Genomic DNA, 20,364 nt, shown 5'->3' with positions numbered 1-20,364 from the left:
ATGTCCCAGGACAGTCCTCTCGTGGTCACCGGCGCCGGAGGCCGGGCCGGCCGCGCGGTGGTCGCCGAGGCGGTACGCCGCGGGCGGCCGGTGGTCGCAGTCGTGCGCGACCCGGCCCGGGCCGCCGACCTGTCCGGCGCCGAGGGCGTGCGAGTGATCGCCGGCAACGCTCTGGCCCCGGCCCGGCTCACTCCCGCCCGGCTGGGCCTGACCACCGCCCCGGCCGGCTGGGTCAGCACCGTCTCACCGTTCACCGCCCCGCCGGCGAGCTTCGAGGGTTTCGACCCCGGCTTCTACAGCAAGGTCGGCCGCGCGGCGCTGGACTCGCTGGAGGCGGCGGGCGGAGAACGCCTGGTCGTGGTCGGCCTCTTCGCCACGCTGTCCCACGCCGGGGGCCGGGTTCTCGACGACGCCGCCCTGTTCCCGCCCACCCTCAGGCCGTTCGCCGAGGCTCACGCGGCCGGCGTGCAGACCCTGGACGAGGAGGCGGGCGAACTGGACTGGCTGGTGCTGGCCCCGCCACCACTGCTCTCCGCCGAGGCGGCGAGCACCGGCGGCTACCTGCTCGGCGACCACCGTTTCGACCCCGGCCGGGCCGGCGCCGCGCTCTCCTACGCCGATCTGGCCGTGGCCGTCCTGGACGAGGTCGAGCGGCCAACCCGCCACCGCGAGCAGGTCGCCGTGCTCAGCCGATCAGCTGCTTGAGCAGCTGGGCCTCCAGCGCGGCGAACTCCGGATCGGCCAGCAGCTCGGGGGTCCGCGGCCGGGGGAAGTCGACCACGATCTCGGCCGCCACCCGGGCCGGGCGCGGGCTGAACACGTACACCCGGTCGGAGAGGTAGAGCGCCTCCCGCACGTCGTGGGTGATCAGCAGCACCGTCCACCGGTACTGCTCCCACATCTGCTCCAGCCAGCGCTGCATCTCCGAACGGGTCAGCGCGTCCAGCGCCCCGAACGGCTCGTCCAGCAGCAGCACCGGCTGCTCCTGGGCGACCGTGCGCAGCAGGGCGGCCCGCTGCCGCATGCCCCCGGACAGCTGGGCCGGGTACTTGTCCTCGAACCCCTTCAGCCCGAACGGCTCCAGCAGTGGCCTGACCTTCTCGCGGGCCGGGCCGCGCTTGCTGCCGCGCACCTCCAGGCCGAGCGTGAGGTTGTTCATCACCGTGCGCCAGGGCAGCAGCGCGTCCTTCTGCGGCATGAACGCCACCCGGGAAGCCTTGCCGTTCAGCTCGTTCCCCTCGATCCGGACGTCGCCGGCGTCCGGCTTCAGGGCGCCGGTGAGCACCCCGAACGTGGTGCTCTTGCCGCTGCCGCTGGGCCCCAGGATGGAGACGAACTCCCCCGGCTCGGCGTGCAGTTCCAGGCCGCGGACCACCGGCAGACCGCCGAGGGTGACGTCGAGGCCGCTGATGCTCAGAGCGTTCATGACTGCGCCTCCCCGGCACGGACGAGATGGGCCCAGGGCAGGGCGATCCGCTCGATCAGGTAGCTGAGGCCGAACAGCAGCAGGGTCACCGCGGCGGTGACCCCGACCGCGGCCAGCACAAGGTCGGTGCGGAAGGTGTTCTTGGCGAACTGCATGTACACGCCGAGCCCGGCCTCCGCCCCGGCGTACTCGGCGAAGATCGCCGAGACCACCGAGTAGGTGATCGCGATCCGCAGACCGGCCATGAAGTAGGGCAGGGCCGAGGGCAGCCGCACGGTGCGGAACACCCGCCACCGCCCGGCCCCCATCGAGCGCAGCAGGGCCACGCTGTCCGGGTCGGCCGAGCGGAACCCCTCCACGAAACTCAGTGTGGTGGCGAAGAAGTTGACGAACACGATGAGCAGGATCTTGGGGAACTGGCCGAACCCGAACCAGACGATCACCAGCGGCGCCAGCGCCACCAGGGGCAGGGTCTGGCTGACCACGAGCACCGGCAGCACCGCCCTCCGGGCCAGGCTGGACAGATCGACCAGCACCGCGAAGGCGAACCCGACCAGGATCGACAGCAGCAGCCCGATCACCGTGGCGCGCAGCGTGGGCCAGGTGTTGGCCAGCAGGTTCTCCCGGTCGGCCCAGCCCTGCTCGACCACCCGCGAGGGGGTGGGCAGCACGTCCGGGCCGGGCCCGGCGGTGGCCGCGTAGACCTCCCAGACGGCCAGGAGCAACAGCACCAGCAGTACCGGCGGCACGACCACGCCCGCCCGGGGAACCCGCAAGCCGGTCATGCCGCTGCGATTCCCACCTGGCTGGGCAGGAACTCGTCGGTGAACGAGTCCTCCCAGCCCGCGGCGCTGGGCAGGACGCCGTAGTCGGCCAGCCACTGGGCATACGGCTGGACCAGCTCGGCGCGCACCTGCCCCCAGCGGCCCTCGTGGAACCACGTGGGCGTGATGAGCTCCAGCGAGGCGCGCAGGGTCTCGCGCGGGAAGTACGGCACGTACCGCTCGAAAGCCTCCAGGGCCAGGCCCGGTTCGTCGCGGGCGGCCAGGTAGCCGCGCTCGACGATGGCCAGCAGCGAGCGCACCAGCACCGGGTTGCGCTGCAGGGTCGACTCCTGGGTACCGAGCAGGTAGCTGTGGTACGGCGGGGCCCCGATGTCGTCGACCGGCCAGATCACCCGGTCCTCCAGGGGAAGCCGGCCGAGCAGCGCGTCCCAGGCCCAGTAGTTGCCGAAGGTGGCGTCCACCTCGCCGGCCGCCACGTCGTCGGCCAGCAGTTCCCGGGCGCCGCTGTTCACCACGACCACGCGGTCGAAGTCACCACCGTCGGCCTCGACCAGGTGACGCACCATGGCCAGGCCCCGGGGCGTCGGGTTCAGGGCCAGCCGGCGCCCCTCCAGCTCACGCGGCCGGGTGATACCGGTCGCGGTGGTGGTGAGGATGGTCTCCATCCCGCGGTGGTTGATCGCCGCGACCGCCTTCAGCGGCTCGTGCGCGGCCCGGCGCACCAGCAGCCGGTTGCTGGGGAAGACCGCGAAATCGGCCTCGTAGCGGGAGAGGTAGGCCAGCGAGTCACCCCGCGAGGGGTCGGCCACCGTCAGTTCGACGTCCAGCCCCTCCTGGGTGAACCAGCCCTGGTGACTGGCCACGAAGAAGCCGGCCGAATTCGTCCATGGGTGCAGGTATTCCAGCACCACACGCAGTCGTGCGCTCATCAGTTCCCGCTCGCCAGGTAGTCGTTGCTGTAGTAGGTGGTCCAGTCCGGCTCGGCGGTGAGGGCCTTGCCGTCGGAGTCGGTGAGCCGGCCGTTCTCGTACAGGAACGAGCCGTAGTTCTTCCAGAACTCCTCGTCCTGGACCCCGACGTGGCCCGCTTCGGTGTTCAGGTACCCCTCCGAGGCCAGCAGGTTCTGGCTGGCCCGCACCAGTTCCGCATCGCTCAGCTGCGCCTTGTTCGCCTGCACGAGCAGGTCGGCGGCCTTGTCCGGCTCGTCCGCGGCGTAGCTGTAGCCCTTGGCCGTGGCGGCCAGGAACTTCTTGGTCACCTCGGGGTTGGCGTCCAGGTACTTCTGGCCCGAGGCGAGCAGCACCGAGTACTGGTCGGGGAAGCCGTAGTCGGTGGGGGCGAAGTTCTTCAGCGGCTTGCCCGAGCGCTCGGCCTCGACACCCTCCCAGGTCACCACCGGGATCGTGAAGTCGGCCTTCTTGCTGTAGACGGCCTGGTACGCCGAGGTGTCCAGGGCGATGCTCTTGAAGTCGCCCTTGCCGCCGTCGTGCTGGATCACGTACTTCAGCAGCGGGCCCTCGTCCGGCGAGCCGAACCCGGCGTAGGTCTTGCCGTCCAGGTCCTTCGGGCTCTGGATGTCGTCTCGGTCGGCGCTCACCGAGATGGCGTAGGTGCCCTTGCGGTTCGGCGCGTACACCGCCACCACGTCCTGGCCGGCGGCCCGGGCGTAGGTCACCCCGGCCTGGTACGAGAAGCCGAAGTCGGCCTGCCCGTGCGCCACCAGGGTCTCCGGCGCGGTCGAGGAGTAGGGAATGACCTTGAGCTTGATGCCCTGGTCCTCGTAGTACCCCAGCTCGTCGGCGGCGAAGACGCCGGTGTAGTCGGTATTCGGCGTCCAGCTGAGGGCCACCGTGACCTCGGTGAGCCCACCTTCGCCGGCCTCGGAGGAGGCCGAGGAGGAACCGCCGCAGGCCGACGCCGCGAACACGGTGGCGGTGAAGGTAGCAGCCAAAAGGCTGCGTCGGGTCAGCCTGGTCAGAGAACTGGTCATCGTGAGGTCCGTTACAGAGTAGGGGGCGTGGGAGCCGGGAAGGTGAGGGTGGCGGGGGTGGAGTCGTTGTGGACGACGACGTCGGCGTGGCCGGGCGTGTTCTCGCGGTCCAGCAGGGCCTGCTCGGCCGCGGCCCAGCGGGCCTGGTGACATCGGTAGCCGGTCCAGTCGGGGCGCCCGCGCAGACGGCGCAGACGCACGTCGGCGCTCGCCTCGACCCAGACGAGCAGGGCCAGGTGGTCGCGCAGGGCGGCACTTCCGGCCCCACAACCTTCGAGAACCAGAACAGAGGACGTCGGCACAGTGCGCCATTCGTCGCGGGTGGCGGTGTCCCAGCGGTAGGGGCGCCAGCGGGCCTGGCCGCCGGCCGCCAGGGGATCGGCGATCCACTCCCGCAGCAGATCCCCCACCCCGGGCAGACCGTCCCAGCCCTCGTAGAGGTCGTCGAGGCGGACCAGGGGCGCGGACAGTTCCGCGGCCAGGTCGGTGGCCAGGGTGGACTTGCCGGAGCCGGAGCGTCCGTCGACGGCGACCAGGCGGGTCCCGCCGGCCGAGGGCGGGCTCTGCCGGACCAGCCGCACCAGGGTGTGCAGAACAGACCGCGAGGGCAGCCCGAGGGCGTCCTGACGAAGATCGGTCTGCACGGAGAGCTCCTGGGGAACAAGGGGGTGGGCGACAGCGGACCGTCGAACATCCGGGGTGCCCCCGGCGACGAGTCGGCAGCCCTGGTGTCAGGACCGCTCCTGACCTGCGACGACCTCCGCACCGAGGACGCCGCCTCCGAATACTGAATCAATCCTGTCGAGAATGTCAACAAGTTCGCATGCCCATGTATACACAGGTATGCTCGGCCCGTTCCCGACCGTCCGCCCGCTCTGGCCCGCCTGCTGACCAGCCGCTGAGGAGTGCGCCTCATGCCCGCCCGAACCGCCCCCGCCAAGGCCTCCCCGGCTGCCGACGAGGGCCACGCCCCGGCCCCGGGCACGCTGTTCGAACAGGTCCGGTCGGACATCCTGGCCGGGGAGTTCGGGGCCACCGCGGTACTGCAGGAGGTGCCCCTGGCCGAGCGCTACAAGGTCTCGCGCACCCCGGTGCGGGAGGCGCTGGCCCGGCTCGAGCACGAGGGCCTGGTCGAGAAGGCCGGCCGGGGCTACCGGGTGCGCTCGGGCACCCCGGAGGACGTGCTCGAGGTGTACGAGGCCCGGATCGTGCTCGAGGGGCAGGCCGCCGCGGGGGCGGCCGAGCGCCGGGGCGAGCTCGACCTGGCCCGCCTCGACCACCTGCACGCCGCCGTGCTGGCCGCCCACGCCGACCTGGCGGAGAGCGAGCCGGCCGGACAAGAGGCAGCCGACGCCGAGCGCAGCACCCACTCCGCCTGGCACGCCACCATCTGGCGGGCCTCGCACAACCGCACCATCGAGACCCTGCTGCAGCGCCTCACCGCCCAGCTGCGCATCTACGACCGCGGCACCCGCGAGACCGCACCCGACCTGGAACAGACCCGGGACGAGCACGAGCGCATCCTGGCCGCGATCCGCGACCGGCGACCGGAGGACGCCCGGGCCGCGATGATCGAGCACCTGACCCGGGCCCGCGAGGTACGCCTGCACCGCTTCGGAAGTGAGACCCGTTGACCAGCAACGTCTCCGGCCTCAGCGCCGGGCTCGTCCTACCCGTGCGTCACCGCCCCACCAACTACGGCCACGACGTGATCCTGCGCCTGGCCGAGTACGCCGACGCCCGCCCCGAGTGGGACACCCTGTGGGTGGCCGACTCGATCATGGCCCTGCCCTTCCTGGACTCGGGGGTGCTGCTGGCCGCGCTCGCCGCCCGCACCGGGCGGGCCCGGCTGGGCGTGGGCTGCATGGCCTCGCTGGGGTTCCGGCACCCGGTCACCGTGGCCCGGCAGTGGGCCGACCTGGACGCGCTCTCGCAGGGCCGGATGCTGCTGGCCGCCTGCCCGGGCAACGGCACCGGCAAGGCGGTCGAGAACGAACTGCGCACGTTCGGCCTGGACTACCCCGAGAAGGTGGCCCGGTTCGAGGAGGCGGTCGCCTTCCTGCGGGAGGTCAGCAACGGCGCCACGTCGTTCCACGGCACCTTCACCCAGGTCGACGATCTCGACCTGGGCCCCGGCTTCGTCCAGCGGCCACTGCCGATCTGGGTGGCGGCCAACCCCTCCCCCACCGCCGGGCCGGTCACGCTCGACCGACTGCTCGGCCGGGTGGCCCGCCTGGGCGAGGGCTGGATGACGTTCAACGTGACGCCGGAACAGTTGCGCCGGCGAGTGGATCGGCTCTACGAACTCCGGGCGCAGCTGCGTCCGGAGGCCACCGGCCCGCTGGAGATCTGCGTCTTCCTCAACACCAACGTCGGTCTCGACCAGCAGGCCGTGCGGGCCGACGCCCGCGAGCGCTGGTTCCAGAGCGCCCCGCGCGGGGTGAGCGTCGACGACCTGGGCGACATCGCCGCGATCGGCTCGCCCGAGCAGGCCGCCGACCTGGCCGGGCGGTTCGCCGAGGCCGGGGCCACGCACCTGGCCATCGAGCCACTCAGCACCGACGTTCCGGCCCAGGTGGAGTCGCTCACCGAACTCCTGCTGCCGCGGCTGGATCTGCGCACCCCGCACGCGCCGTCCGCAGCCTGAAACCTCCACCGGAATAACGGAACACCGGAACACCTGAAAGGCCGCCGACGTGCCCGAACCCCTCCTGCCCCCGCTGGCGTCGCCGCCCCAGGTGCACGCAGTTTTCGGCGACCCCCGCCTGCGCATCCTCGACGCCACCACCTATCTCGACCGGCCGCCCGGCGGCGGGCCGTACCAGGTGCGCTCCGGTCGTGACGAGTACGAGCAGGAACACCTCCCCGGAGCCGGGTACGCCGACATCGGTGGGAATCTGTCGGTAGCCGACACCCCCCGTCCATTTGTTCTGCCCGAACCCACCCACCTGGCAACCGCTCTGGGCGCCAGCGGCATCGGCGACGACACGCACGTGGTCGTCTACGCCCGCAACTCACCGATGTGGGCCACCCGCCTGTGGTGGCTGCTGCACTATCTCGGGCACGACAGCGTCTCGGTGCTCGACGGCGGGCTCCCCGGCTGGAAAGCGGCCGGGCTGCCGCTGGAATCCGGCCCGGTGCACCTGCCCGCCGCCACGCTGACCGCCCGCCCGCGGCCCGAACTCGTGGTCACCCTCGAGGACGTGCTGGCCCGGGTCGAAGCCGGCCAGGGAGCACAGCTGGTGAATGCCCTGTCGCCCCAGGTCTTCCGTGGTGAAGGCACCACGTCCTACAGCCGCCCGGGGCGCATTCCGGACAGCGTGAACCTGCCCTGGACCGATCTGGTCGACCCGCAGACCCTGCGCTGGCGTGAGGCCTCCGAGCGCGCCCAGGCCCTGGAGCAGTACGACGCCGAGACGTCCGTCGCCTACTGCGGCGGCGGGATCTCGGCCACCACCGTCGTGTTCAGCTGGTTCCTGGCCGGGCACGACGTGCCGCTCTACGACGGTTCCCTGGCCGAGTGGTCGGCCCGGCCCGAACTGCCCCTGCAGACCGGCTGACCGACTGCACCGGGCCCCGCAGAACGGGGCCCGGTGAGCAGACCGGTCTCAGCGGCGGTAGGCCGCGGCCGGGTGGTCGTCGGCGACCCGGGCCAGTCCCTTGCCGCGGAAGTACTCGCGCAGTGTGTCGCCCTCGTACTCGTCCCAGACCCGGCCCCGGCGGCGCAGTTCCGGCACCACCAGGTCGACGAACTCGCGGTGCCCGGCCGGCGGGATCGGGTCGGCCAGGTTGAAGCCGTCGATCCCGGCGGTCTCCATCCAGGCCTCCATCTGGTCGGCCACCGAGCCGGGCGAGCCGACGAACAGCGGCCCGCCGCCGCCCACTCCGACGAACTCGGCCAGCGAGCGGGGTGTCCAGGTGCGGTCCGGGTCCATCCGGGTGAACACGTCGACCAGGCCCCGGATCCCCTCGGTCTCGGAGTGCTCCAGCGGCACGTCCGGGTCCAGGACGGACAGGTCGATGTGCAGCAGCGCGCTCCAGCGGGCCAGGGAGCCCTCCAGCGAGGCGTAGCGCTGCAGGCCGGCCAGCCGCTCCCGGGCGTCCTCGTCGGTGGCCCCGGTGACCACGGTGGCGATCGCGAAGATCTTCAGCGACTGCGGGTCGCGGCCCTGCGCGGCGGCCTCGGCCCGGAATCGCCGGGCCAGGTCGCGGGCCATCTCGGCCTTGTAGGTGCTGAGGAACACACCTTCGGCGTGCTTGCCGGCGAAAGAACTTCCGGCCGGTGAGCTTCCGGCCTGGAAGATCACCGGGGTGCGCTGCACCGAAGGCTCGGCCAGGGCGATCCCGGGCACCCGGAAGTACCTGCCCTCGTGCCCGACGGCGTGCACCTTGGCCGGGTCGGCGAACACGCCCGCCTCCACGTCGTGCACCACCGCGCCGTCCTCCCAGCTGCCCTCCCACAGCTTGTAGGCCACGTCCATGAACTCGTCGGCGATCAGATACCGCTCGTCGTGCGGGATCTGCTGGTCCAGGCCGAGGTTGCGGGCCGCGGAGTCGAGCGCCGAGGTGACCACGTTCCAGCCGATCCGGCCGTCGGTCAGGTGGTCCAGGCTGGTCATCGTGCGGGCCAGCGCGTAGGGCTGGGCGTAGGTGGTGGACACCGTGACGGCGAAGCCGATCCGGCGGGTGGCGGCCGCCATCGCCGGGATCAGCAGCAGCGGGTCGCCCGAGGGGGTCTGGGCGCCGTCCCGCAGGGCCGCGTCCACTTTGCCCTGATAGACCTCCAACGGCCCCAGGACGTCGGCGATGAACAGCGAGTCGAAACCGCCGCGTTCGAGGATCTGGGCGGTCTCCACCCAGTGGCGGATCGTGCGGTACTCGTGGGCCCGGGAGTCCGGGTGCCGCCACAGACCCATCGCCGTGTGCCCAACCGTGTTCTGCCGCAAGCCGTTCAGGCGCATGCGTGGGGTGCTCATGCGGGCAGCCTAATTCGCCGCCGGGCCGGCTCGTCCACCCGGGAACGTGTTGCTCGTCTCGGACGCGTGCCCTCCGCCGCTTTTTATACTAGTTTTATAGACAAGCCCGTCAGGGCCGACCGACGTCCCCCTGCCCACCCGTCGAAAACCCGCGAGGACCCGTTCATGTCCGCTCCCACTCCCCCCAGCGACTCCAGCGACGCCAACAGCGCACCCCAGCTGCCCGCCAAGCAGGGCAACACCCGTCGCAACGCGATCATCGCCGGTGCCGCGGCCGCGGTCGTCGCCATCGCCGGCATCACCTATGCCGTCACCTCCGGCGGTGACGACGAGGAGGCCTCGGCGTCCGCGGGCGGGGCGGCCCCCCAGACGGTGAAGATCGGCGTGGCCGACGCCGCCCAGCCGTACTGGAAGACGTACACCGACCTGGTCAAGAAGGAACTGAACGTCACGGTCGAGCTGGTCAACTTCGGCGACTACAGCCAGCCCAACCCGGCCCTGAAGCAGGGCGAGGTCGACCTCAACCAGTTCCAGCACATCCAGTACCTGGCCGACTACAACGTCTCCAGCAACGACACGATCCAGCCGATCGGCGCCACCGCGGTCTACCCGCTGCCGCTGTACTCCAGCGAGTACAAGTCGGTCGAGGAGATCCCGAAGGACGCCGAGATCGCGATCCCCAACGACACGATCAACGAGGCGCGCGGTCTGCTCGTGCTGCAGGCGGCCGGCCTGCTCACCCTCAAGGACGGCGGCGGCGCCTTCTCCAGCGTCGAGGACATCGAGAGCACCAAGGTCAAGGTCACCCCGCTGGACGCCTCGCAGACCGCCGGTGCGGTCAAGAGCGGCTCGGTGGCCGGTGCGATCGTGAACAAGAACTTCGCCACCGACGCGGGCCTGAAGACCGAGGAGGCGCTGTTCCAGGACGACCCGGCCAGCGAGGCGGCCGCCCCCTACGTCAACATCTTCGCCGCCCGCGCCGAGGACAAGGACAACGAGACGTACCTGAAGCTCGCCGAGCTGTACCACGACCCGGCGGTCGAGGCCGGCGTGCAGGAGTCCAACGGTGGCACCGCGGTGTTCCGCACCACCCCGGCCGCCGAGCTCCAGGAAGTGCTCAAGACCGTCGAGGAACAGGCCCGTGCCGCCAAGTGAGGTTCATGTCCGCCTCGAGGGTGTGACGAAGACCTTCCCCGGTAAGCGTCGCCAGGACCCCGCGCAGGAGGTCCTGCGCGGGGTCGACCTCGAGGTCGCCAAGGGTGAGATCTTCGGCATCATCGGCCAGTCCGGGGCGGGCAAGAGCACCCTGGTCCGGCTGATCAACGGCCTGGAGCCGGTCACCTCGGGCCGGCTCACGGTGGGTGGCCGCACGGTCAGCGGCCTGCGCGAGAGCGAGCTGCGGGAGGTCCGCCGCGACATCGGCATGATCTTCCAGCAGTTCAACCTGTTCCGCTCGCGCACGGTGGCCGGCAACGTGGCCTACCCGCTCAAGGTGGCCGGTGTGCCCAAGGCCGAGCGCGACGCCAAGGTGGCCAAGCTGCTCGACTTCGTGGGCCTGCTGGCGCGCGCCCACGACCACCCGGAGCAGCTGTCCGGCGGGCAGCAGCAGCGCGTCGGCATCGCCCGGGCCCTGGCCACCGATCCCTCGCTGCTGCTGGCCGACGAGGCCACCAGCGCGCTGGACCCGGAGACCACCCAGGACGTGCTGAACCTGCTGCGCCAGGTGAACCGCGAGCTGGGGATCACGATCGTGATCATCACCCACGAGATGGACGTGATCCGCAGCATCGCCGACCGGGTGGCGGTGATCGACAGGGGCCTGGTGATCGAGAGCGGCTCGGCCTACGACATCTTCAACGACCCGAAGACGCCGGAGGCCGCGCGGTTCGTCAGCAGCACGCTGCGCGACCGGCCCTCGCCCGACACCCTGCGCCGGCTGCGGGCCTCGCACCCGGGCCGGCTGGTCACCGTCCGGGTGCAGGACCGGCCCGGTTTCCAGACCACGCTGTCCTCGGCGTTCCTGGAACGGGACGTCAGCGCGCAGATCGTGTTCGGCGGGATCAGCGAACTGCAGGAGCGCCCGGTGGGCAGCCTGACCTTCGCGCTCAGCGGGGCCGACGCCTCGGTCGACGCCGCCCTGAGCGCGCTGAAGGCCGACGACTTCGTGATCGACGAGCACGAGGAGGCCGCCGCGTGAGCGAGTACAACTGGGAGGTCTTCCAGACCGCCATCGGCCAGACCTTCTTCATCGTCTCGATCTCGGTGATCGTCGGTGGTCTGCTCGGTCTGGCGCTGGGTCTGGTGCTCTACGCCACCCGGCCGGGCAACCTGATGGCCAACCGCCCGGTGTTCATCCTGCTGAACATCGCGCTGAACATCGTGCGGCCGATCCCGTTCGTGATCTTCCTGGTGGCGATCCAGCCGCTGATGCTGGCCTCGATCGGCACCACGATCGGCACCAACGCAGTGACGTTCGCGCTGTCGCTCTCGGCGGCCTTCGCGGTCAGCCGGATCGTGGAGCAGAACCTGCTCACGGTGAACCCGGGCGTGATCGAGGCGGCCCGGGCCGCCGGGGCGCGGCCGATCAGCATCCTGCTGACCGTGCTGGTGCCCGAGGCGCTGGGCCCGCTGATCCTGGGCTACACGTTCATCTTCGTGGCCATCGTGGACATGTCGGCCCAGGCCGGACTGTTCGGCGGTGGCGGCATCGGTGACTTCGCGATCACCTACGGCTCGCAACGTTACGACTGGCCGGTCGTGTACATCAGCGTGGCCGTGATGATCCTGATCGTGCAGGCCGGTCAGTTCCTCGGGAACTTCCTGGCCCGGAAGGCGCTGCGGCGCTAGAACAGAGGTCACTCAGCAGCAGTGACGCGGCTTCGGGCTGGTCGGCCGGAAAGAGTAGGCGGCCGTCGGCCGGAGCCGTGTCAGCTGCGCGTAAGTGCCCAGACGGGGCTGCGTTTCCGCCGTCGGCGCGTACGCCTCGAGAACAGCCTGCCCTGCCGCGCCAGTAGTTCCAGGTGCACGAGCAGGTTGGCCAGGTCGAGGTCGGCTCACCTTCAGCCAGCCGGTCCAGGTCGAGAAGCCCGACGCCAGAGGACGTTTGCGGCAGCACGATCTGTTCGTCACGGAGATCTGGGCGCCGAGGACTCCAGTTCAGGCCCGCGGCAGCACTCCTACGAGCGCCGAGGTGAAGGTGAACCGCAGGGCGTCCTGCAGGTTCAGGTTGAACCGGCCCAGATCCGGTTCCTGCGCATAGACCGCGAGCAGGTTGGGCGGCGGTGGGACGTACGTCGCCAGGGCGCCCGCCGAGATCAGGCTCATCAGGCAGAACAGCTGCGCGTCGTCGCCGAGTTCGGGCAGGTACCGGTTCAGGAGTTCGGCCATGTCGGTGACCCGGCCCAGGGAGGAGCGCTTGTGCTGCCTGAGCACCTCGGGCGAGACGTTGTGCTCCAGAACGCCGCCCTGCGCCCCTGCGAGGTCGCACAGCACTTCCTGGCCCGCCAGGGACCGGCTGAGGATCTCGGCCAGTTGCCGGGCCCGGGCCTCCAGGGACGCGTCCGGCTCGATGCCGGCCTCCAGCTCCTGGGCGAGCCCCCCGAGCCAGACCCCGGTGAAGTGGTCCAGCAGCTCGAGCAGCACCGCCTCGCGTGACTCGAAGTACCGCAGGACGTTCGACTTGGCCAGGCCCACCCGACGACTGAGCTCGTTGAGAGTCAGCTCGGCGACCGGCATCTCGCCGAGCATGGCGACCGCCGTGTCCAGAATCGCCCGCCGCCGGATCTGCCGCTGCTCCTCGCTGCGCGCCCGCTGGAATGTCACATCGCCAGCCTAACTTAAAGACCGACGGTCTTTTGACATCAGACCGGCGGTACCTTAAGTTGGTCACGTAACAGACCGTCGGTTTCTTAGGAGTGAGTCATGAGTACTTCGTGGACCCAGCAGGACATCCCCGACCAGCGCGGCCGGACGGCGGTCATCACCGGAGCCAATACCGGGCTGGGCTTCGAGACCGCCCGCATGCTGGCCGAACGAGGCGCCTCGGTCGTCCTGGCCGTGCGCAACGTCGAGAAGGGCCGGCAGGCGGCCGCCCGGATCAGCGGTGACGTCACGGTGCAGGCGCTCGACCTCACCTCCCTGGAATCGGTGCGGTCGGCGGCGGCCGAGCTCCGGGCCACCCATCCCCGCATCGACCTTCTGATCAACAACGCCGGCGTCATGCACACCCCGAGGCAGACCACCGCCGACGGCTTCGAGCTGCAGTTCGGCACCAACCACCTCGGCCACTTCGCCCTGACCGGGCTGCTGCTGGACCGGCTCCTGCCGGTCCCCGGCTCCCGGGTGGTCACGGTCAGCAGCACCGGCCACCGCATCCAGGCCGCCATCCACTTCGACGACCTGCAGTGGGAGCGCTCGTACAGCCGCGTCGGCGCCTACGGCCAGGCCAAGCTCGCCAACCTGATGTTCACCTACGAGCTGCAGCGCCGACTCGCTCAGCACGGCACGACGATCGCGGTGGCCGCGCACCCCGGCGTCGCCAACACCGAACTGGCCCGCAGCATCCCCGCCGCCATCCGGGGCCCCCTCAACCTGCTGGCCCCCCTGCTGACCCAGAAGCCCGAGATGGGCGCCCTGCCCACGCTGCGGGCCGCCACCGATCCGGCCGTCATCGGTGGCCAGTACTACGGCCCCGGTGGCCGACGCGAGATCCGGGGCTACCCCGAGCTCGTCTCCTCCAGCCCCGAATCGCACGACCAGGCCACCCAGCAGCGCCTGTGGACCGTCTCCGAGGAACTCACCGGAGTGACGTTCCCGCTGACGTGACTTCTCTGCCCTTAGGGGCAGATTCGGTGGTCTCCGCCCGCCGGGCACGGCCTCGCCCGCACCATCAGATCACCGTCGAAGGCGACGTCCGCAAGGAGTGACCGATGGTGAGCGAGACCCCCTGGATCAAGGCGAGCGCCTCCAACCCGAACGGCGCCTGTGTGCAGATGCGTCGGCAGGCCGGGTGCCCCGAAGTTCGTGACTCCAAGCATCCCGAGGGCCCCGCCCTGCGCCTCTCCCCCGGCTGCGCCGCCGCCTGGCTGCAGGGGGCGCGCAACGGCGAGTTCGATCACCTCGGCTCGGCCCTCCGATCCTGACCAGGTCCGGCGGCTGTCAGCAAAGCACTACGCTGTGCCGCCATGCCGACGCCGAGCCTGGCCTGGATCGACCACCAGTACGACCGGGAGCACGGCGAGCGCTACGCCGCGCACGTGCGGGCGCTCGAGGCCGTGTTCTCGGAGCACTGGGGCGACATCTCCCCGGTCGGTTTCGCCTGCACCGCCTGGCAACTGGCCACGTTGCCCTACCTCGACCCGGGGTACGTGCGCTTCCATCGGCGGGTGCTGGACGTGGCCTGCGAGCGCAACACCTGGGACGGGTCGCTGACCGCCCGCGTACAGCTGGTCTCCGGCCTCCCCCAGTCGCTGGCCCGGACCCAGGTCTGGGGGCAGGACCGGGGCTGGCAGGGGTGGCCGGCCGTTCTCGGGCAGTACCTCACGCCTTCTCCGGAAGAGATGAGCAGGTTCCCCTACGTGCGTCCACTGCTCCTCATCGACGCCCCGATCCCCCTGACCGACCTGCCACCCGCCCCCGAGGCCCCCGGACCCGACCTGCCCGGCCTGGCCATGCGGGCCGTGAGCGTGCTGGTGAGGGAACTGAACGACCTGCTCGGGCCCATGCTGGCCGAGCTCGACACCTGAGAGGCGCCCGCTGCGCCCGTTTGGAGAACTAACTGCCACTTAACGGTGTTCTGGTAACGTCCGGTAGCGAATGCGCTTCGGTCCCGCCCGGACGTCGGGCGGGCCCTCCGGTCGCGGTAGCCAGAGCTGATGGGTGGTCCGACTTTGACGAATCCGCAGTGGGTGGGCGAGGACATCGACCTCAGCCGTCCCAGCGTCTCCCGGGTCTACGACTACTACCTCGGCGGGTTCCACAACTTCGGCCCGGACCGGGAGATGGCCGAGAAGGCCATCGCCGGGTGGCCCGACCTCCCGCTGATCATGAAGGCGAACCGGGCGTTCCTGCGGCGCGGCGTGACCTACCTGATCGAGCAGGGGGTGCGGCAGTTCCTGGACATCGGCTCGGGCATCCCCACCGTGGGCAACGTGCACCAGGTGGCGCAGGACCTCGCCCCCGACGCCAAGGTCGTCTACGTCGACAACGACCCGGTGGCGGTGGCCCACAGCCGCTCGCTGCTGGAGGGCAACACCAACGCCGCCGTGCTGGCCGGTGACTTCACCAAGCCCGGCGAGCTGCTGGACGAGGTGAACGGGCTGGGTCTGCTCGACCCCACCCAGCCGACCGCGGTACTGCTGTGCGCCCTGCTGCACTTCGTGCCGGACGAGGCCAAGCCGGCCGAGCTGATCGCGACCTACCGCGACTGGAGCGCCTCGGGCAGCTACCTGCTGATCTGCCACGCCACCGACGAGCTGCACCCGAGCGAGCAGACCGAGGGTATGCGCGATCTGTACAAGAAGGCCACCAGCACGATGAATTACCGCGGTCGCGGTGAGGTCGAGGCGTTCTTCGCCGGCTACGAACTGGTCGAGCCCGGCGTGACCCTACTGGCCCTCTGGCACCCGGAGGAGGAGATCTCGGCCAAGGATGCCGAGCGGTTCCCGGGCTGGGCCGGAGTGGGCCGCAAGCCCTGACCGGCTGAGCGTGCAGACGGCCTGATGACCCAGAAGAAGCTCATCGCGGGCTGGGAGCAGGCCCTGCGCGAGGCCGGCGACCCGCTGGCCAGTGAGCAGGAGTTCGCGCACCTGGCCGAGCGGCTGACCATGGTGACGATGGCGGGCCTGACGCCCTCGGCCGATGCCCAGGCCGCGGGGCGCCGGCTCGGCCGGATGCTCGCCGACGCCCACCTCACGGCGCCCAAGGCGATCGGCGAGGCGCTGATGGTGCTGGCCCGCTACGCGCCCGACGTCGGCGACGTGCACCGCGAGCAGCAGCTCGTGCGGATGCAGGGCGGACTGGCCACCGGGCACGCGGCCGCCGTGCAGCAGCGGCTGCTGACCCAGCAGGAGTCGATCCACCAGGCCTCCTCGGCCGCCCGCGACGAGGTGGCCAGGGCGCTGTCGGAGTCGGAGGCGCGCTGGCGCCGGCTGGTCGACCAGGCCCCGGTGGGCATCGCCGTCGGCGACATCGAGGGCAACGTCATCGAGGTGAACGCCTCCCTGCAGAACATGTTCGGCCTCACGGTGGACGAGATGCGGGCCATGAAGATCCAGGAGTACATCCACCCCGAGGACGGAGCGGCGGTCTGGCAGCAGTACGCCGACACCGCCTCCGGGGTGCTGGAGGAGTTCAAGGCCGAGAAGCGCTTCGTGCGCAAGGACGGCGAGGGGATCTGGACCAACCTCAGCGTCAGCCTGATCCGCGACTCCGACGACAACCCGGCCTTCATGGTGGCGGTGGTCGAGGACATCACCGACCGCCGCCTGCTGCAGGAACGGCTGCAGCACGAGGCCACCCACGACCCCCTCACCGGTCTGCCCAACCGGGTGCTGTTCCTGCAGCACCTCGACCGGGCGGTGGCCGACCCGGGCCCGGACGAGCGGGTCGCCGTGCTGTTCATCGACCTGGACGGCTTCAAGTTCGTCAACGACTCCCGCGGGCACATCGTCGGCGACCGGGTGCTGATCGCGGTGGCCGAGCGGCTCTCCGAGGCCGCCCTGCCCTCCGGCGCGTTCGTCGCCCGGCTGGCCGGGGACGAGTTCGTGGCCCTGCTCACCGGCTGCTCGCGGGACGTGGCGCCGATGCAGGTGGCCGAGGACCTCCTGGCCGCCCTGAAGCAGCCGCTGAAGGTCACCGGGCAGCTGCCGGTGCAGGTGGGCGCCAGTGTCGGGGTGGTGGAACTGGCTGCGGCCGGGGCGAACTCGGCCGAGATCATGCAGGCGGCCGACCTGGCCCTGCACGCGGCCAAGGAGGCCGGCAAGGGGCGGGTGGTGGAGCACGACCCGCAGCGTAAGGCCGGTCAGCTGACCCGCTTCCAGGTCGCCATGCAGCTGCCGGGTCTGGTCGAGCGCGGTGAGCTGGCCCTGGTGTACCAGCCGCTGATCCGCCTCAGCGACGGCGACCTGCACAGCGTCGAGGCCCTGCTGCGCTGGAAACACCCGACCATGGGCTCGCTCTCACCGGATATGTTCATCCGGATCGCCGAGGAGAACGCCGCGATCCTGCCGATCGGGCGCTGGGTGATGGACCGGGCCTGCGCCGATCTGGCGGTGAGTGACTGGCCCGCGGTGAACATCAACGTCAGTGTGCGGCAGCTGTACTCGCCGCAACTGCTGGACGACGTGCGGCGCACCCTGGACCAGGCCCAGCTGGAGCCCTCGCGGCTGCGGGTGGAGATCACCGAGAGCGTGGTGATGAACCTGGACGACCCGGAGCCGGTGGCGGTGCTGGACTCGCTGATCGACATGGGCGTGCGCCTGGTGATGGACGACTTCGGCACCGGCTACAGCAACCTGGCCGCGCTGCGCCGGCTGCCCTGGCACGAGCTCAAGCTGGCCGGGACGTTCCTGCAGAGCACCAAGTCAGGACGTCCGTGGTCGCCGATCGACCAGCAGATCCTCAGGACGCTGGTCGACCTCGCCCACAGCCTGGACCTCCTGGTGACCGCCGAGGGGGTGGAGACGGCCGAGCAGGACGCCCAGATCCGCGAGATCGGCTGCGACGTGGCCCAGGGCTGGTTCTACGCCACCCCGGAACCCCTGCACCCGTCCTCCGAGGTGACCGCCCCGCGAACCACCCGGCCGGCTCCGAACCAGGGCGACCCGTCCCCGGTCAAGGACCCGACCACCTCCCCGACCCCGGTGATCGGCAAACCCAGCCAGCCCCGCAGGCCCGCCGACACCGCGCCGATGAACACCATTCAGGTGCGCCGCTGACTCTCCGGATGGCTAAACTCACCCTTCGTGACTGAACCGGCCTTCAACGTGAAGCTCGATACCTCCGGTGACCCGGTGCGGGCCGAGTTCCGCTGGTCCGGCGAACTCGACACCGAGCAGACCACGCGGTTCGCCGTGTGGATCAAGTCCCAGCCCGACGTGCACCAGAACGCCCTTCTGGCGGTGGAGCGCAGTCCCGACGGCATGACCCGCACCTACCGCCACCAGTTCAAGCCCCGGCACCAGCTGGACTGCGGCCAGGTGGTGGAGATGACCGATGGACGACTGGTGGCCGAGTTCCCGCGTGAGGTGCTGGCTGCGTACGGGCCCACCTTTTCGTGGTGGGGCCTGCTCAGCGTCGGCGAGAACGACCGGGACACCTGCTCCCCCGAGGACAGCTTCGTCAATCTGACTTCCTGAGACCTGACTCCCTGACCGCGAGGGCCGAGCGCAGCACCCCCACCAGGCAGGCCGGCTCAGCCCCTGGGGTCAGGGCCTCGACCAGGCGGGGCGGGTAGTGGACCTTACGGCCGGCGCGGGTGCCCAGGAAGCGGTGCAGCTGGGCCTCGACCGGTTCGCCGCGATGGTCGGGCTGCTGGGCCAGGGCCTGGAAGCGGGGCATCTCGCCCTCGGCCTCCACCACCCCCAGCACCGCCTCCGCCCCCAGCGCACGGATCAGCTCATCCTCGAGATCCACCACGCACGCATGAAAACCCAGCGCTGCCAGACCAGCCCGCGCCGACACGTCCTCAAACAGATCCTGACGCGAGCCCAAGTACCGGGGGAACCAGCCGGCTCGTTCCAGAGCCCTTCGCACGTAGCCGATCTCGGCCTCGTCGAAGAGACCGACGAGTGGCAGCCCAAGCCCCTGACGCCCCAGAACCTCGACGAAGCGCGCAATCCCGGAGGCGCCGCCCATCGGGACCACGATGATCCGGAGCGCCTGCAGGTCGATGCCCTGACGGCGGGCCAGAGCCTGCACCGCCCCCTGGTCGCTCTCGCCCTCGACCAGGACGACCACGGCCGCGTTCGTGGTGGTGGCCAGGGTCAGAGCTTCGGCGGGACGCACCCGGGGAACGGTAGCAATGCGCCCGCCGATCGTCTTACCGTGGCCCGCGTGACCTATACCGAAGAAGAGCACGCCCAGTGGCTGGCCTCGCTGCCTCGGAAGGTGATGGGGGCGGCCGTTCTGTTCACCGAGCACACCGGGCCGCAGCCGCGGGTGCTGCTGGTCGAGCCCACCTACAAGGAGGGCTGGGACCTGCCGGGGGGTGTGATCGAGGCCGGTGAGTCGCCGCAGGCGGGGGCTTTCCGGGAGACCCACGAAGAGCTCGGGGTGCAGGTCGCGCCCGGGCGGCTGCTGCTGGTCAACTACGCCCCGCCGCGGGTGCCGGGTGGCGACAGCATCAACTGGGTGTTCGAAGGGGGTGCCCTGGACGAGGCCGAGATCGTGCTGCAGGACGAGGAGCTGCGCGCCTGGACCTGGTGCACCGCCGAGGACGTGCCGCGCCTGACCAACCCCCGGATGGCCCGGATCGTCACCGCCGCGCTCGGCGCCCATCTGCACGGCGGCACGGTCTATGCGGAGAACGGCCTACCCATGGCCTGAGCGGGCTGAAAGGATCACGGCATGACGACGACGCGTGTGCCCGGCCTGCCCTTCGACCTGACCCCTTCCCCCGATTCCACCTGGGAGGTCACCGACGGCGTGCTCAGCACCACCGCGCACCCGAAGAGCGACATCTTCGTGGACCCGTCGGGCACCGCCGCCACGCTCGCCTCCCCCGCCCTGCTGAACGCCGCCACCCTGCTCACCGCGGCCCCCGAGGGCGACTTCCAGTTCGTCGCCCAGGTGGAGGTGGACTTCAACGCCACCTACGACGCGGGCGTGCTGCTGATCTGGGTGGACGAGGCGCACTGGGGCAAGCTGTGTTTCGAGTACTCACCGGCCGGCGAGCCGATGGTGGTCTCGGTGGTGTGCCGTGGGGTGGCCGACGACGCCAACGCTTTCGTGGTGGACCAGAACACGGTGTGGTTGCGGGTGTCCCGGATCGGCGAGACGTTCGCCTACCACGCCTCGGTCGACGGTGAGACCTGGAACATGATCCGCTACTTCACCCTGGGCACCGGTCAGCAGCCCCTGCGCTTCGGTTTCGAGGCCCAGGCGCCCACCGGCCCGGGCTGCGCCGTGCGTTTCGACCAGGTCGGCTTCGTGCCCGAGCGGCTGGCCGACCTGCGCGACGGTTCCTGA

Annotated in this window: 23 protein-coding genes; 15 read left to right on the top strand and 8 right to left on the bottom strand. The window is 70.7% G+C overall.

Annotation, left to right across the window (positions count from 1 at the left end):
- Positions 1 to 705 carry an NAD(P)-dependent oxidoreductase gene (locus tag LWF15_RS07030; protein ID WP_232809566.1) on the top strand — a complete coding sequence of 235 codons (705 nt, stop codon included), beginning with the start codon at positions 1 to 3 and terminating at the stop codon, positions 703 to 705.
- On the opposite strand, the gene LWF15_RS07025 is transcribed toward LWF15_RS07030, so the two are convergent.
- Genes LWF15_RS07025 through LWF15_RS07005 form a run of 5 tightly spaced genes read right to left on the bottom strand, consistent with a single transcriptional unit; the run spans position 686 to position 4,845 of the window.
- Entirely contained in the window at positions 686 to 1,426 is a 741-nt protein-coding gene (locus LWF15_RS07025; protein ID WP_232809565.1) for an ABC transporter ATP-binding protein, read from the bottom strand. The genes LWF15_RS07030 and LWF15_RS07025 overlap by 20 nt on opposite strands.
- On the bottom strand, positions 1,423 to 2,211 hold the full coding sequence (locus tag LWF15_RS07020) for an ABC transporter permease (RefSeq protein ID WP_232809564.1): 789 nt from the start codon (positions 2,209 to 2,211) through the stop codon (positions 1,423 to 1,425). Before LWF15_RS07020 ends, LWF15_RS07025 begins: the two co-directional genes overlap by 4 nt.
- Positions 2,208 to 3,140, bottom strand: a complete 933-nt coding sequence (locus LWF15_RS07015) for an ABC transporter substrate-binding protein (RefSeq protein WP_232809563.1) — start codon at positions 3,138 to 3,140, stop codon at positions 2,208 to 2,210. Before LWF15_RS07015 ends, LWF15_RS07020 begins: the two co-directional genes overlap by 4 nt.
- Positions 3,140 to 4,201, bottom strand: coding sequence for an ABC transporter substrate-binding protein (locus LWF15_RS07010; protein ID WP_232809562.1), 1,062 nt, complete (start codon positions 4,199 to 4,201; stop codon positions 3,140 to 3,142). Before LWF15_RS07010 ends, LWF15_RS07015 begins: the two co-directional genes overlap by 1 nt.
- A gap of 11 nt (positions 4,202 to 4,212) precedes the next feature.
- Positions 4,213 to 4,845 carry a uridine kinase family protein gene (locus LWF15_RS07005; RefSeq protein ID WP_232809561.1) on the bottom strand — a complete coding sequence of 211 codons (633 nt, stop codon included), beginning with the start codon at positions 4,843 to 4,845 and terminating at the stop codon, positions 4,213 to 4,215.
- 270 nt (positions 4,846 to 5,115) lie between these two features.
- Between LWF15_RS07005 and LWF15_RS07000 the strand changes: the two genes are divergently transcribed.
- The 3 genes from LWF15_RS07000 to LWF15_RS06990 are packed head-to-tail and all read left to right on the top strand — an operon-like array spanning position 5,116 to position 7,761.
- A complete protein-coding gene (locus LWF15_RS07000; RefSeq protein WP_232809560.1) occupies positions 5,116 to 5,835 on the top strand; it encodes a GntR family transcriptional regulator in 720 nt (239 codons plus the stop codon).
- Positions 5,832 to 6,848: an LLM class flavin-dependent oxidoreductase gene (locus LWF15_RS06995; protein WP_232809559.1), complete on the top strand. Its 1,017-nt coding sequence runs from the start codon at positions 5,832 to 5,834 to the stop codon at positions 6,846 to 6,848. The genes LWF15_RS07000 and LWF15_RS06995 overlap by 4 nt, the downstream gene beginning before the upstream one ends.
- A 49-nt stretch (positions 6,849 to 6,897) precedes the next feature.
- Positions 6,898 to 7,761 (top strand): sulfurtransferase, encoded by an 864-nt coding sequence (locus tag LWF15_RS06990; RefSeq protein WP_232809558.1) that lies wholly within the window; start codon positions 6,898 to 6,900, stop codon positions 7,759 to 7,761.
- Between the two features lie 48 nt (positions 7,762 to 7,809).
- Here the strand turns inward: LWF15_RS06990 and LWF15_RS06985 are convergent, their stop codons facing one another.
- Positions 7,810 to 9,177, bottom strand: coding sequence for an LLM class flavin-dependent oxidoreductase (locus LWF15_RS06985; RefSeq protein WP_232809557.1), 1,368 nt, complete (start codon positions 9,175 to 9,177; stop codon positions 7,810 to 7,812).
- Between the two features lie 165 nt (positions 9,178 to 9,342).
- On the opposite strand from LWF15_RS06985, the gene LWF15_RS06980 reads away from it, so the two are divergent.
- From LWF15_RS06980 to LWF15_RS06970, 3 genes are read left to right on the top strand one after another with little or no spacing between them, the layout of a single operon-like run.
- Positions 9,343 to 10,332 (top strand): MetQ/NlpA family ABC transporter substrate-binding protein, encoded by a 990-nt coding sequence (locus LWF15_RS06980; protein ID WP_232809556.1) that lies wholly within the window; start codon positions 9,343 to 9,345, stop codon positions 10,330 to 10,332.
- A gap of 22 nt (positions 10,333 to 10,354) precedes the next feature.
- Positions 10,355 to 11,374 carry a methionine ABC transporter ATP-binding protein gene (locus LWF15_RS06975; protein ID WP_232809555.1) on the top strand — a complete coding sequence of 340 codons (1,020 nt, stop codon included), beginning with the start codon at positions 10,355 to 10,357 and terminating at the stop codon, positions 11,372 to 11,374.
- On the top strand, positions 11,371 to 12,024 hold the full coding sequence (locus tag LWF15_RS06970) for a methionine ABC transporter permease (protein WP_232809554.1): 654 nt from the start codon (positions 11,371 to 11,373) through the stop codon (positions 12,022 to 12,024). Before LWF15_RS06975 ends, LWF15_RS06970 begins: the two co-directional genes overlap by 4 nt.
- Before the next feature lie 309 nt (positions 12,025 to 12,333).
- On the opposite strand, the gene LWF15_RS06965 is transcribed toward LWF15_RS06970, so the two are convergent.
- The gene (locus LWF15_RS06965; RefSeq protein WP_232809553.1) at positions 12,334 to 12,999 is read right to left on the bottom strand and encodes a TetR/AcrR family transcriptional regulator; all 666 of its coding nucleotides are present in this window, start codon (positions 12,997 to 12,999) and stop codon (positions 12,334 to 12,336) included.
- A 99-nt stretch (positions 13,000 to 13,098) separates the two neighbouring features.
- Here LWF15_RS06965 and LWF15_RS06960 point away from each other — a divergent pair, with 99 nt between their 5' ends.
- The 6 genes from LWF15_RS06960 (at position 13,099) to LWF15_RS06935 (ending at position 18,533) form a co-directional block, all read left to right on the top strand.
- Complete coding sequence (locus LWF15_RS06960) at positions 13,099 to 14,001, top strand: SDR family NAD(P)-dependent oxidoreductase (RefSeq protein WP_232809552.1); 903 nt, start codon at positions 13,099 to 13,101, stop codon at positions 13,999 to 14,001.
- A gap of 104 nt (positions 14,002 to 14,105) precedes the next feature.
- Positions 14,106 to 14,318 carry a DUF397 domain-containing protein gene (locus LWF15_RS06955; RefSeq protein ID WP_232809551.1) on the top strand — a complete coding sequence of 71 codons (213 nt, stop codon included), beginning with the start codon at positions 14,106 to 14,108 and terminating at the stop codon, positions 14,316 to 14,318.
- Positions 14,319 to 14,360: 42 nt separating this feature from the next.
- Entirely contained in the window at positions 14,361 to 14,921 is a 561-nt protein-coding gene (locus LWF15_RS06950) for a hypothetical protein (RefSeq protein WP_232809550.1), read from the top strand.
- A gap of 129 nt (positions 14,922 to 15,050) precedes the next feature.
- Complete coding sequence (locus LWF15_RS06945; RefSeq protein WP_232809549.1) at positions 15,051 to 15,872, top strand: SAM-dependent methyltransferase; 822 nt, start codon at positions 15,051 to 15,053, stop codon at positions 15,870 to 15,872.
- Between the two features lie 24 nt (positions 15,873 to 15,896).
- On the top strand, positions 15,897 to 18,113 hold the full coding sequence (locus LWF15_RS06940) for a putative bifunctional diguanylate cyclase/phosphodiesterase (RefSeq protein WP_232809548.1): 2,217 nt from the start codon (positions 15,897 to 15,899) through the stop codon (positions 18,111 to 18,113).
- A gap of 27 nt (positions 18,114 to 18,140) precedes the next feature.
- Positions 18,141 to 18,533, top strand: coding sequence for a hypothetical protein (locus LWF15_RS06935; protein WP_232809547.1), 393 nt, complete (start codon positions 18,141 to 18,143; stop codon positions 18,531 to 18,533).
- Here the strand turns inward: LWF15_RS06935 and LWF15_RS06930 are convergent.
- Positions 18,517 to 19,182, bottom strand: coding sequence for a TOPRIM nucleotidyl transferase/hydrolase domain-containing protein (locus tag LWF15_RS06930; RefSeq protein ID WP_232809546.1), 666 nt, complete (start codon positions 19,180 to 19,182; stop codon positions 18,517 to 18,519). The genes LWF15_RS06935 and LWF15_RS06930 overlap by 17 nt on opposite strands.
- A gap of 48 nt (positions 19,183 to 19,230) precedes the next feature.
- Here LWF15_RS06930 and LWF15_RS06925 point away from each other — a divergent pair, with 48 nt between their 5' ends.
- Complete coding sequence (locus LWF15_RS06925) at positions 19,231 to 19,722, top strand: NUDIX domain-containing protein (RefSeq protein WP_232809545.1); 492 nt, start codon at positions 19,231 to 19,233, stop codon at positions 19,720 to 19,722.
- A gap of 21 nt (positions 19,723 to 19,743) precedes the next feature.
- Positions 19,744 to 20,364 (top strand): DUF1349 domain-containing protein, encoded by a 621-nt coding sequence (locus tag LWF15_RS06920; protein ID WP_232809544.1) that lies wholly within the window; start codon positions 19,744 to 19,746, stop codon positions 20,362 to 20,364.

It is taken from the genome of Kineosporia rhizophila, from assembly GCF_021277265.1.
Lineage (GTDB): Bacteria > Actinomycetota > Actinomycetes > Actinomycetales > Kineosporiaceae > Kineosporia > Kineosporia rhizophila.
This window is presented reverse-complemented; position numbering and strand designations above follow the sequence as displayed.